This is a genomic window from Bacillus solitudinis (assembly GCF_002797395.1).
Classification (GTDB): Bacteria; Bacillota; Bacilli; order Bacillales; family Bacillaceae_D; genus Halalkalibacter_A; species Halalkalibacter_A solitudinis.
Genome location: NZ_KZ454943.1, coordinates 3019116 through 3032318 on the forward strand (window position 1 = coordinate 3019116; position 13203 = coordinate 3032318).

Genomic DNA, 13203 nt, shown 5'->3' on the forward strand with positions numbered 1-13203 from the left:
ATTAGTAACAGAATTGTTATCATTTTTTTACAGAGAATTAACAATGGCTGGGTGTCCAGCCATTGTTTTTTAATTTTGAAACCGTTATGATAATGGTAAGGTGAAGGTTGAAAAAAAATCCAAGCCCTAACTTGTCAAGAATGGTTAATTAACAATATTTCCTTAACATGAAATGAGCAAATAAGGTCATCATATAAGTAGAGAACGTTGAATCTTGATAGAGAGGTGGATTCTGAAATGCTCGATTTAACTTGGAAAGTATTTTCGAAAACAGGAAACGTTGATACGTACTTATTAATCAAGGAGCTAGAGCGAGATTCAGATGAGCAGTTCGGACAAGAAGACGTTGAAATGGGTGGCGAACAAGACGCTCATACACACTGATATATGCACCTCCTAGGTGGTGAACGAAGCATGTTACAGAAGGTAGAAGGAATCGTTATTCGTACAACAGATTATGGAGAATCCAATAAAATTGTCACTATTTATTCAAAGGAACTTGGGAAAATAGGTGTTATGTCAAGAGGATCCAAAAAACCAAAAAGCCGTTTGACAGCGGTCTCACAGCTGTTTATTCACGGAATGTTTCTCCTACAAAAAAGCCAAGGGCTTGGTACGTTAAGTCAAGGGGAAATCATTGATTCTTTTCGCGAGGTTCGGAATGATTTATTCCGAGCCTCTTATGCAACATATGTTGTAGAGCTTACGGATAAATTAACGGATGATCGGAAGCCAAGTTCCGCCATTTTCAATTTATTGTCGCAAACGTTACACCTTTTAAATGAAGGGGTCGAACCAGAAATATTATTAAGAATTTATGAAATGAAAATGCTCTCTGTAGCCGGAATTCAGCCACAACTGGATGAATGTGTTCATTGTCATTTAACCGATCTTCCTGTTGCTTTTTCCATTCGCCATGCGGGTTTTTTATGTAAGCGTTGTGTCCATATCGATGATAATGCCAGGAGGATATCTCCTCAGACGGCTCGATTATTGCGATTGTTCTTCTATATTGACCTAAATAGACTTGGACAAATTTCTTTGAAAGAGGAGACAAGAGCAACATTACGTGCTATTATCAATGACTACTACGATGAATATTCGGGTGTAACATTGAAATCGAGAAGATTTTTAGAACAACTAGAAAAAATGGACCTTCCAAAACCTGATTCAAGTTGACACGTCAATTCTTTTTTTAGTATGATGCAAGTAATATGATATGTGCAGTGAGAAAGAAGAGTACATACTAATTTCTAAAAAAAGCGACCCTAGGATGGTGAAAGCTAGGGATTTAGAAAGTATGGAAGGGCGCTTTTGAGCACTTGGAATGGAAAGTGATTCTAGTAGAGAGATATTTGCTACTTTGAATAAATAGGGTGGAACCGCGGGAGAAGGCTCTCGTCCCTATGCGATTGTTTATGCATAGAGACTGAGCCTTCTTTTTGGTATTTATCTCTCTTTGCAGGAAAGCTAAAGGAGGAAGAAAAATGAATGTTCAACAAATGATTTTAACTTTACAAGAATTTTGGGCAAATCAAAATTGTATGATTATGCAAGCTTATGATACAGAAAAAGGTGCAGGAACAATGAGCCCATTTACGTTACTACGCACAATTGGCCCAGAGCCATGGAATGTGGCCTACGTAGAGCCTTCGAGACGTCCTGCTGATGGAAGGTATGGTGAAAACCCTAACCGCTTGTACCAACATCATCAGTTTCAAGTAATTATGAAACCTTCTCCCACAAATATTCAAGAGTTATATCTAGACAGTTTAAAAGCACTTGGTATTAATCCTTTAGAGCATGATATCCGTTTTGTGGAAGATAATTGGGAGAATCCGACACTTGGTTGCGCAGGGCTTGGTTGGGAAGTTTGGTTAGATGGCATGGAAATTACCCAATTTACGTATTTCCAATTAGTTGGTGGTCTTGAGGCGAACCCAGTTTCCGCAGAAATTACATACGGACTTGAGCGTTTAGCTTCATATATCCAGGATAAAGAAAACGTTTTTGACCTTGAATGGGTTGATGGCTTTACGTATGGGGATATATTTAAGCAGCCTGAGTATGAGCATTCAAAATATACGTTTGAAGTGTCGGATAGTCAAATGTTATTCTCCCTATTTAATACCTATGAGCAAGAGGCAAAACGTGCTCTTGATGAACAGCTTGTTTTTCCAGCTTATGACTATATTTTAAAATGCTCGCACACATTTAATTTACTTGATGCCAGAGGCGCTATATCCGTTACGGAACGAACAGGGTACATTGGACGTGTTCGTAATCTAGCTCGTTTAGCTGCAAGATTATATTTTGAAGAACGAGAAAGACTTGGTTTTCCAATGTTAAAGAAGGAGGAATCAACCAATGAGTAAGCGTGATTTTTTAATTGAAATTGGAGTAGAAGAATTACCAGCAAGGTTTGTTACGGATTCAATGAATCAGTTAAAAGATAAGGTTACAGCTTGGTTACAGGAACAACGGTTGGACTTTGATGGCATCCAAGCCTATTCAACACCGAGACGATTAGCCGTGCTAGTTGAGGGTCTTCTTGAAAAACAACCTGATGTTGCAGAAGAAGCGAAAGGTCCTGCTAGGAAAATCGCCCAGGATGGCCAAGGAAATTGGACGAAGGCAGCTCAGGGCTTTGCGAGAGGGCAAGGTGTGAGTACAGACGATTTATTCTTTAAAGAATTAAAAGGCGTTGAGTATGTTTATGCTAATACGTTCACACCAGGGCAAGAAACAAGAAAGCTTCTTCCGCAAGTAGAAGGGTTGATTACGTCACTCCACTTTCCTAAAAACATGAGATGGAATCAATTTGATTTACGCTTTGCACGTCCAATTCAATGGCTAATAGCTCTATACGGCCAAGAACTTATTCCTTTTTCCATAACAGATGTAAGCACGAGTAAGAAAACTTTTGGTCATCGTTTTCTAGGAGCGGTATTCCAGTTAGATGAGCCAAAGGATTACGTTCGTAGGCTTGCTGAGCAATTTGTCATTGTAAACCCTTCTGAGCGAAAACAGCTTATTCGTCAACAAGTTGAAGCGTTGGCCAAATCAAACGAGTGGACAGTTCCAATTGAAGAATCGTTATTAGAAGAAGTGACAAATCTTGTGGAATACCCAACAGCTCTTTTTGGTAGCTTTGATGAACAGTTTCTCACCATTCCAAAAGAAGTACTTATTACATCGATGAGAGAGCATCAACGTTATTTTCCTGTTCAACAAAAAGACGGAACCCTACTTCCATTTTTTATCACAGTTCGCAACGGAAACGATCAACATCTTGAGAATGTCGCAAAAGGGAATGAAAAAGTTCTTCGTGCTCGTTTATCGGATGCTGCATTCTTCTATGCTGAGGATCAGAAGCTTGATATTACAGCAGCGCTGTCTAAGCTTGAGAATATTGTCTATCACGAAGAATTAGGTTCAATTGGAGATAAAGTGCGGCGTGTTCGCGATATGTCAATAGAGTTATCTCAGCTTTTAATGGTTAATGAAGCGCAAAAAACAGAAATAAACCGAGTTGCAGATATTTGTAAATTCGATCTTGTTACTCAAATGGTTTATGAATTTCCGGAGTTACAAGGACGGATGGGTGAAGTCTATGCTTCATTAAAAGGAGAGCCTGAAGCAGTAACAACAGCAATTAAAGAGCATTATATGCCTCGCTTTGCTGGTGATGCTAGTCCATCATCATTAACAGGGACAATTGTAAGTATTTCTGATAAAATGGATACAATTATAACTTGTTTTTCAATTGGATTAATTCCGACAGGTTCGCAGGATCCTTATGCTCTAAGACGTCAAGCTGCAGGCATTGTTCAAATGCTAGTTGATCATCGTGTAGATATATCTTTAGATCAGCTTATTGAAACAGGCATTACCCTAATTGAAAAACGCCAATTATTGAAGCGTGACAGAGTAGAGATGGAAACAGATCTAAAGGAATTTTTTGCGTTACGAATAAAAAATACACTTCAAGAACGCGGGACTCGTTATGATGTCATTGATGCCGTTCAAACTGGAAAAACATCTCACGTCCTTACTGTACTAAGGAAAGCAGACTTTCTTATGAAAGAATTAGAAAACACAGAGTTTAAACAAGTTGTAGAGGCTTTAAGCAGAATTACAAATATTTCAAAAAAAGCAGAATCTATACATCAGATAAACGAGGTCCTTTTCGAAAAGGAAGAAGAAAAAGAATTATTTGAACAATACAAGGTTTTAAAAGAATCCGTTGAGAAATCATTAGCAGATAAACGAGTAGATAGGGCTTATGAAGCACTTGTAGGCATAGTGCCCACAATTAACCGTTATTTTGACAATATTATGGTTATGTCTGATGATGAATCGATTAAAAGAAATCGGCTCGCACAGATGAAAGCATTAGCATCCGTTATTCAATCCTTTGCGAACTTTCAAGCAATAGTCTTTGCATAAAATGGCTGAAATCATAACCTTTAGAGCATGTTCAAAATAAAGTTCCATGTCAGACGCCACGAGGAATTTAAAACCCGTTCCTTTATAGGTAGTTTGCAACCTATCAGGGTTTGGACTCAAAAGGTTAGTTTTACTTCTTTAGTGGATATGTATCATGGTTGGCTTGACGTCCTTTTTATTCAGTAAGAACCTTGTCTAGTGGTATTAAAATAATCTATCTTTTTATCTGTAGACTAGTTTTGGATAAAAAGGATAAAGTCATTCTTTTTTTGAACAACCTCTTTTAGTAATAGAGTGTATTTTGTATTTAAAGGCGGTGAAACCAATCGAACTCACTAAGCGTCAGGAACGAATCGTTGAAATTGTGAAAAGTAATGGACCAATCACCGGTGAACAAATCGCTGATCGACTTGATTTAACAAGAGCCACGCTTCGACCTGATTTAGCCATTTTAACAATGTCAGGGTATTTAAATGCTAGACCTCGAGTCGGATATTTTTATACAGGTAAGACTGGTACCCAAATGCTTTCAGATCAAGTTAAAAATATTACCGTTGACCACTATAAATCTCGTCCAGTTATCGTGCAGGAATCTTCATCCGTGTATGATGCTATCTGCACGATGTTTCTTGAAGATGTAGGTACGCTCTTTGTTGTTGATAAACACACTACATTAGTTGGAGTCTTATCGAGAAAAGACCTCCTGCGTGCTAGCTTAGGAAAACAAGAGCTTGAAACGATTCCTGTAAGCATTATTATGACAAGAATGCCAAATATTACAGTTTGCGAGAAAGATGACTTAATTATTGATATAGCAAGACAACTTATCACAAAGCAAATTGATGGGTTACCCATTGTTCGTAGAGTCGATTTTGGCTCAGGATATGAAGTAATTGGAAGAATTACAAAAACAAATATTACTTCCTTGCTCGTTGATTTAGCAAAGGATGAAATGATTTGAGTGAGAGGCTGTTGGCCGAGGAGGAAATTATGGGAGAAATAACGCACCGTCCTGTTGTATACGTTGTCTCAGATTCCGTTGGTGAAACGGCTGAGTTGGTTGTGAAGGCAGCTGCTAGTCAGTTTAGGGGATCTGGTGTCGAAGTCAGGCGTATTCCTTATGTAGAAGATAAAGAAACAATTAGTGAAGTTGTATTTCTTGCGTCTCAAGCGAAAGCACTTATTGCGTTTACATTAGTGGTTCCGGAAATCAAAGAATTTTTGATTAAGAAGGCGGCAGAGCTACATGTTGAAACAGTTGACATTATCGGTCCGATGTTAACAAAAATCGGAAATATTACAGGGAAAGAACCGCGCTACGAACCTGGATTAATCTACAAGCTAGATGAAGATTATTTCAGGAAAGTTGAAGCAATTGAATTTGCGGTTAAATATGATGATGGTCGTGACCCTAGGGGGATTGTCCGAGCAGATATTGTCTTAATTGGGGTATCACGTACCTCAAAAACCCCACTTTCTCAATACTTGGCTCATAAGAGATTAAAGGTTGCCAACGTTCCACTTCTTCCGGAAGTAGAGCCACCAGAAGAATTATTTAAGGTGGCACCTAAGAAATGCATAGGGCTGAAAATTAGTCCTGAGAAGTTGAATGATATTCGTTCAGAACGTTTAAAAGCACTCGGTTTAAAATCTCAAGCAAATTACGCTAATATTGAACGAATAAAAGAAGAACTTGAGTATTCGGATAAAATAATGAAGCGAATTGGGTGTCCGATTATTGATGTTTCTAATAAGGCGGTTGAAGAAACAGCTAATTTAATATCAAGTATGTTTCACAAAAAATAAACATCTCATGACGAGATGTTTATTTTTTGTGAGGTTCTTAAGCAAAGGACTAGTCAAATGACGATTTTACACGTATAATTAAGAATTGTGTTCCTAAGGAAATATTAAATGATAGGTATAAATATGATAAAGAACAAATAAATTTAAAAAGTCAAGACTTTTTCTGTGTTTTTTGGTAATGATAGTAAGGTGAATAATATGGCGAAAAGGCAAGACCTAATCGTTCGACAAATATCATCGAAATTCTTTTGTGATAAAGCAGGAATTTAGAAGGGGATGTTGAATTCAAATATAATGAATAGAAAAAATCTAAGTATGTACGTAGATGCAGACTCTTGTCCCGTTAAGGAGGAGATTATTCAACTTTGTCAAACGTATTCGGTTGAAATGATTTTCGTGTCTTCTTATGCACATGTGATGACGTTACCCTCCTCTGTGAAGCAAATAACGGTTGATACAGATAAGGAAGCAGCTGATTTATACATTATGAACCATATTCAACGAGGTGACTTCTGTGTTACTCAAGACCATGCCTTGGCATCCTTACTCCTGCCAAGAGGTGCTGAAATTCTTTCACCGCGTGGAATGATGTACACAAATGAAAATATCGATCAATTATTGAATGTTCGTTATCTTTCACAGAAGCAAAGGCGAATGGGTGGAAAAACCAAAGGACCTAAAGCCTTCACCGAAGAAGATCGTCGTCAATTCATTAGCAGTCTCGAAAAAATTCTTGCAAAAAAAGAAGGACTATAAGAAAAAAACTCGAAATTAAGAGTTTGTTCGCGAAATATAAAGATTGGTGATGCTTATGAACAGCCGCATAGCTGATGAAAAAGTTGAACAAGTTCGCCAGGCAACAGATATTGTTGAAGTTATTAGTGATTTTGTTCAATTAAAAAAGCAGGGAAGGCAGTATGTAGGTCTTTGTCCTTTTCACGGTGAAAAAACACCATCTTTTTCTGTTTCTCCTGAGAAACAGCTTTATCATTGCTTTGGGTGCGGAGCAGGAGGAAATGCATTCTCATTTCTGATGGAGATAGATGGTCTACCATTTATTGAATCAGTGAAAAAGTTAGCAGACCGCGCGAATATTGAGCTACCTGTGTTTGAAATCACAGATCGTTCAAACGGAAATGAACCTCATGAGAAAATGAAAGAAGGCCATATTTTAGCTACGAAATTGTATCATCACGTGCTAATGTTGACTGAGCAAGGTGCAGCTGGTCGAGAATATATTGCACAACGAGAATTTACACAAAAACAGATTGAACATTTTCAAATTGGGTTTGCGCCAAATCGCTGGGATTCATTAACAACGATTTTTCAAAAGAGAAATATTCCCTTAGATAAGATGCTTGATTCCGGTTTACTCGGGCAACGAGAATCTGATAAAGGGTATTATGATCGTTTTCGAAATCGAGTAATGTTTCCGATTTGGGATGGCCAAGGCAATGTGATTGCTTTTGGTGGACGTAGTATTGGTGAGGATACACCCAAATATTTAAACAGCCCTGAAACAGCTATTTTCCATAAAAGCCGGACACTCTATGCACTACATTTAGCGAGACCATCGATTAGAAAGGAAAATGAAACCATTCTATTTGAAGGGTACGTTGATGTTATCGCTGCATGGGGAGCCGGAGTAACAAATGGGGTTGCAACCTTAGGTACTGCGCTAACAGCAGAGCACGCAAAAATTTTGCGAAGGAATGCGGAAACAGTAATCATTTGTTTTGATGCTGACCGAGCAGGGATTGATGCTTCATTCCGTTCCGCTAGTATTCTTGAGGAAATTGGATGTCATGTTAAGGTTGCACTGATGCCAGAAGGTTTGGATCCTGATGACTTTATCCGCAAATTTGGAGCCGAACGCTTTAAAACGGATGTAATAGGGGCAAGCTTAACATTAATGGCTTTCAAAATGCGTTACTTGCGAAAAGGAAAGAACTTACAAGATGAAGCGGATAGGATGCAGTACATTAAAGATGTTTTGACTGAGATAGCTTCACTAAGTCGTGCGGTTGAAAGAGACCACTACCTAAGACAAGTGGCAGAGGAATTTTCACTATCATTGGATGCTTTAAAGCAGGAGCAATTCCAGATTTATCGATCGCTGCGTCAACAAAAAACGTCTCAAACAAAAGTTGAAACATCATCACCCTCTTCGCGACGTAAGTTAGAACAAAAGAGACTACTTCCTGCCTATCAAAATGCAGAGCGGTTATTGCTTGCACACATGATGCGAGATGTCGATATTGCAGAGAAAGTACGCGAACGTTTAGGTGGTCATTTTAATGTCGATGAACACCACGCGCTTGTCGCCTACTTGTTTGCCTTTTATGGAGAAGGAAATGAGCCAAGTCCAAGTCAGTTTATACAGAGACTTAAGGAAGAAAGCTTAAAAAAGCTTGCGACAGAGCTCGCTATGCTCTCTATAAACGAGGATTGCTCAGAACAAGAGTTACTTGATTATATCAAACAGATTGAAAATTATCCGAAATGGGTAAATATACAACAGAGAGAACTAGAAATGAAGCAGCAGAGGGATCCGTTGCTTGCTGCAAAGCTTAAAATGGAAATTATTCAGATGAAAAAAGAACTGTTAGAACAACGATAGAAAATTTTGTTTCGGTTGTGAACAATGGAAGGAGGGGATCGAATGGCAGAAAAACCATTACGCCCATTAGCGGAAGGTGAGTTATCCATCGATCAAGTGAAAGAACAATTAGTGGAGGTTGGGAAGAAGCGAGGTGTTTTAACGTATGCAGAGATTACAGAGAAACTTGCAGCGTTTGAACAGGATTCTGACCAAATGGATGAATTTTTTGAATACCTCGGAGAACAGGGAGTGGAGATATTAAACGAAGCTGATGAAGTAATAAATCTTCAGCAAGCTGTTAAAGAAGAGGAAGAATTTGATTTGAATGATTTAAGTGTTCCACCAGGTATTAAAATTAACGACCCGGTACGTATGTATCTTAAAGAGATTGGTCGTGTTCCCCTACTTTCCGCCGAAGAAGAAATTGAGCTTGCAAAACGTATTGAGCAAGGTGACGAGGAAGCGAAGCGCCGCTTAGCGGAAGCAAATCTTCGTCTAGTTGTATCAATTGCAAAGCGTTATGTAGGACGCGGAATGCTATTTCTTGATTTAATCCAAGAAGGAAACATGGGTTTAATTAAGGCTGTTGAAAAGTTTGATTATGAAAAAGGGTATAAATTTAGTACCTATGCTACATGGTGGATTCGTCAGGCGATTACAAGAGCAATTGCTGACCAAGCAAGAACGATACGTATCCCTGTTCACATGGTTGAAACCATCAATAAATTAATCCGAGTCCAACGTCAACTTCTTCAAGACTTTGGTCGTGAGCCAACTCCTGAAGAGGTGGCAGAAGAAATGGAACTAACTCCTGATAAAGTAAGAGAAATTTTAAAAATTGCGCAAGAGCCTGTCTCACTTGAAACACCTATTGGTGAAGAAGATGATTCTCACTTAGGAGATTTTATTGAAGACCAGGAAGCGCTTGCGCCGTCTGATGCTGCAGCTTATGAATTACTAAAGGAGCAGCTTGAAGATGTGCTAGATACTTTAACAGACCGTGAAGAAAATGTCTTGCGTCTAAGATTTGGTCTTGATGATGGCCGTACTCGTACGCTTGAAGAAGTTGGTAAAGTATTTGGTGTAACGAGAGAACGGATTCGTCAAATTGAGGCTAAAGCCCTACGAAAGCTTCGCCACCCAAGTCGAAGCAAAAGACTGAAAGATTTCTTAGAATAAAATGGTAGCGATGGTTTACTTCATCATGAAGTAAACCATTTTTTCCATCACCTATATATTGGGAGGAAAAGGGATGGATCCAAAGAGAAAAGAAACACTTATTAAAGAAATAAAGTATTGGAAGAAGTCAAAGCTTTTACCAGAACATTATTGTGAATTTTTATTAACGTTGTATACAGAAGGTGAAGGAGATAAACAAGTGTCTTCACCAGAAGGTACAGCCACTTTCGTAAATAAAGGATTACTTTTTCGATTTGTTGCTGTTCAACTTTCATTAGTAATAGCTGTTCTTGTGATTTATTTTACTGATTTCTCGACGCTAATGCAAATAGGGGTAGTTCTTTTATTTTCGACAATCATTTTTTTTATAGCAAAAAGTACGATTATGACTGTAAGGACATTAGGTATATTTTATTTTCTTATTGGTGCTTTACTGCTATTTTTATTAACTGTGCAAGCGATTGTGACTTATACAAATACAAATCAATTTATGCTTGCAAGCGCCGTGTTTGTACATTGTGGCGCATGGGTTTTTATAGGTTGGAAATGGAAGATGATGTATTTTACAATAGCTGGAGGATTAGGTGTTGTTATACTCGCTCTCTTTTGGTTTCGATAAAAGAGTGACAAAAAAAGCAAAACTAGAGTTAGGCTCTTTTCACTTAGCTATTTTTCAAGTAAAATAAGTAAGGAATGTTTAACCGTCTACATAGTTGACGTGTCTATATGAATAACATAACGTGTAAAGGAGGACATCAACATGAAGGGAAGACCACTCGTACCATTTGCTATAACTGCTATTATCGGTATCCTTCTTATGATTTCATTATCATTTGTCGGTTTAAATCAGCGTGCAGAAATGAACGCAGATGAGCCTGAAGCCGAAGAAGAAGTAACGGAGTTTGAGGATCCGGTTGCTGCTGGTGAAGAGCTTGCTGGACAATCTTGTATTGCCTGTCATGGTGCGGACCTAACTGGATCAGGTGGCCCTGATTTAACTGCACTTGAAGGGAAATATAGCCAAGAGGAAATCGCTGGGATTATTCAAAATGGACAAGGCGCTATGCCTCCCCAAACAAATCTAAATTCAGTAGAAGCAGACGCGATAGCACAATTTTTATTATCAAATTCTCAATAACCAAAAGGCGGGGGTATAAAACTCCCCGCCTTTTTCTATAGCCGCCAACTCGTTGGCGGCGCCAGCCGACCAAAGGGAGGATCAAGGGTTTAAAAAAAGCCGACAACTCGTGGCGGTTTTTTGTGAGCTTGCATGTTATTAAAGGAGTCGATAAGATGAAGATAACTTACTACACAAAAGGTGAAGAGAATGAATGAGCGACAATTATCAGAACGGTTAATTCGAGTGGCGCAGTATGTTCCAGCAAATGTGAAGGTAGCTGATATCGGGTCTGATCATGCGTACTTACCCTGTTTCCTGTGCCTAAGGGATAACTCAATCACTGCGATTGCGGGGGAAGTAAACGAGGGACCTTATCAATCAGCTGTTAATCAAGTAAAACGAGTCGGATTAACAGAACAGATTTCAGTTCGTAAAGGAAATGGACTCGAAGTAATTGAGGCTGGTGAAGTGGATGTCATTACCATTGCAGGTATGGGAGGCGGGTTGATTACATCCATTTTGGAAGAAGGTAAACCTAAACTATCTGGTGTATCAAAATTAATTTTGCAACCAAATGTATCGGCTGATCATATTAGGAGATGGTTACTTTCAAATGAGTGGCTATTAGTATCAGAAGAAATTCTGGAGGAAGATGAAAAAATCTACGAAGTATTAGTTGCCGAACGTGGGAGTGATAACTCATTTTATGAAGAGGATAGGGAAAGAAAGCTATTATTAGGTCCTTTTCTCATGAATAACCCAAATCAATCATTTAGAAAAAAGTGGTTAGCTGAGATAAGGAATTGGGAGCGGATTATTAAGAAGTTACAAGAAGCCACTCCAAATGAGGCAAGTTTAGAAAAGAAAAAACAACTTCAAATTAAAATTGATATGGTTGAGGAGGTTTTATTACGTGGCTAAATCTGTAAATGGACAAACTTTAATTCAACATTTTGAAGCATGGTCGCCGAAATCACTTGCTTTAGAGGGGGATAAAAATGGATTGATGATCGGCACATTAAATAAGCCTGTAAAAAAAGTCATGGTGGCGCTTGATGTCTTGGAAGACGTTATCGATGAAGCCATATCCGAGGGAGTAGATTTAATTCTTGCCCATCACCCGTTAATATTTAGACCGATGAAAAAAATTGATGTAAGCACGGCACATGGGCGCATCGTAGAGAAGGCGATTAAGCATAATGTGGCGATTTATGCGGCTCATACGAATTTAGATGTCGCCACGGGCGGTGTAAATGACATGATGGCAGAAGCCCTTGGTTTACTTGATACAAAGGTCCTTGTACCAACAGAAACCGAGTCTCTAAAGAAGCTTGTTGTATTTGTGCCTAATACGCATAAGCAGCAAGTTCAAGAAGCAATTGGAAATGCGGGGGCAGGTCATATAGGGGCTTACCGAGACTGTGCTTTTACGACTGAAGGTAATGGTATGTTTCGTCCTGAAGCCGATGCTTCGCCGTTCATTGGGGCATCAGGTAAACTTGAGGTGGTAGAAGAGACGAAAATAGAAACGATTATTCCTGCTCACTTACAAAATCGTGTGGTAGCGGCGATACTTAAGTCTCATCCATATGAGGAGCCTGCATATGATATTTACCATTTGGATAATAAAGGTAGCGTTCTCGGGCTTGGGCGAATCGGCCATTTGCCAGAAGAGATGACCTTAGCTGATTTTGCTGAACACGTAAAAATTGCTTTTGATGTCAAGGGTGCCCGTGTGGTAGGAAATCTTTCAGAAAAGATAAATAAAGTAGCCGTTTTAGGTGGGGATGGCAACAAGTATATGTCACATGCTCTTTTCAAGGGAGCAGATGTGTTTGTAACTGGAGATGTATATTATCATGTTGCGCACGATGCAATGATGGATGGATTAAAGATTGTCGATCCAGGTCATAATGTCGAGAAAGTCATGAAGAGAGGGGTACAGCTGTATTTGCAGAAATTTGTGAAAGAGAAGGGATATGATACGGAGGTTATCGCTTCTGCTGTTCATACTGATCCATTTCATTTTATTTGAAAAATAAACCCC

General features: G+C 38.8%; 13 protein-coding genes and 1 other annotated feature. All 13 genes read left to right on the forward strand.

Features of this window, described 5'->3' with window-relative positions; all coding sequences use genetic code 11:
- The first annotated feature begins 237 nt into the window (after positions 1–237).
- The 13 genes from CEF19_RS14815 to CEF19_RS14875 all read left to right on the forward strand — a co-directional run bounded on the left by CEF19_RS14815 (position 238) and on the right by CEF19_RS14875 (position 13191).
- Entirely contained in the window at positions 238–384 is a 147-nt protein-coding gene (locus CEF19_RS14815) for a YqzL family protein (protein WP_100406762.1), read from the forward strand.
- A gap of 30 nt (positions 385–414) precedes the next feature.
- Entirely contained in the window at positions 415–1179 is a 765-nt protein-coding gene (gene recO / locus CEF19_RS14820; protein WP_100406763.1) for a DNA repair protein RecO, read from the forward strand.
- Positions 1180–1217: 38 nt separating this feature from the next.
- Positions 1218–1409, forward strand: a binding site (T-box leader).
- Positions 1410–1487: 78 nt separating this feature from the next.
- A complete protein-coding gene (glyQ, locus tag CEF19_RS14825; protein WP_100406764.1) occupies positions 1488–2375 on the forward strand; it encodes a glycine--tRNA ligase subunit alpha in 888 nt (295 codons plus the stop codon).
- Positions 2368–4449 carry a glycine--tRNA ligase subunit beta gene (gene glyS, locus CEF19_RS14830; RefSeq protein ID WP_100406765.1) on the forward strand — a complete coding sequence of 694 codons (2082 nt, stop codon included), beginning with the start codon at positions 2368–2370 and terminating at the stop codon, positions 4447–4449. The genes glyQ and glyS overlap by 8 nt, the downstream gene beginning before the upstream one ends.
- 316 nt (positions 4450–4765) lie before the next feature.
- Positions 4766–5410: a transcriptional regulator CcpN gene (locus CEF19_RS14835; protein ID WP_100408327.1), complete on the forward strand. Its 645-nt coding sequence runs from the start codon at positions 4766–4768 to the stop codon at positions 5408–5410.
- 29 nt (positions 5411–5439) lie between these two features.
- Positions 5440–6255, forward strand: coding sequence for a pyruvate, water dikinase regulatory protein (locus CEF19_RS14840; protein WP_100406766.1), 816 nt, complete (start codon positions 5440–5442; stop codon positions 6253–6255).
- A gap of 276 nt (positions 6256–6531) precedes the next feature.
- Positions 6532–7011 (forward strand): YaiI/YqxD family protein, encoded by a 480-nt coding sequence (locus CEF19_RS14845; RefSeq protein WP_100406767.1) that lies wholly within the window; start codon positions 6532–6534, stop codon positions 7009–7011.
- 55 nt (positions 7012–7066) lie between these two features.
- A complete protein-coding gene (dnaG, locus tag CEF19_RS14850; protein WP_100406768.1) occupies positions 7067–8875 on the forward strand; it encodes a DNA primase in 1809 nt (602 codons plus the stop codon).
- A gap of 42 nt (positions 8876–8917) precedes the next feature.
- Positions 8918–10036, forward strand: a complete 1119-nt coding sequence (gene rpoD, locus CEF19_RS14855) for an RNA polymerase sigma factor RpoD (protein ID WP_100406769.1) — start codon at positions 8918–8920, stop codon at positions 10034–10036.
- Positions 10037–10109: 73 nt separating this feature from the next.
- Positions 10110–10655 carry a hypothetical protein gene (locus CEF19_RS14860; protein WP_100406770.1) on the forward strand — a complete coding sequence of 182 codons (546 nt, stop codon included), beginning with the start codon at positions 10110–10112 and terminating at the stop codon, positions 10653–10655.
- A 141-nt stretch (positions 10656–10796) separates the two neighbouring features.
- Complete coding sequence (gene cccA / locus CEF19_RS14865; RefSeq protein WP_100406771.1) at positions 10797–11174, forward strand: cytochrome c550; 378 nt, start codon at positions 10797–10799, stop codon at positions 11172–11174.
- 189 nt (positions 11175–11363) lie between these two features.
- Complete coding sequence (locus tag CEF19_RS14870; RefSeq protein WP_100406772.1) at positions 11364–12077, forward strand: tRNA (adenine(22)-N(1))-methyltransferase; 714 nt, start codon at positions 11364–11366, stop codon at positions 12075–12077.
- Entirely contained in the window at positions 12070–13191 is a 1122-nt protein-coding gene (locus CEF19_RS14875) for a Nif3-like dinuclear metal center hexameric protein (RefSeq protein WP_100406773.1), read from the forward strand. Before CEF19_RS14870 ends, CEF19_RS14875 begins: the two co-directional genes overlap by 8 nt.
- Positions 13192–13203 lie beyond the last annotated feature (12 nt).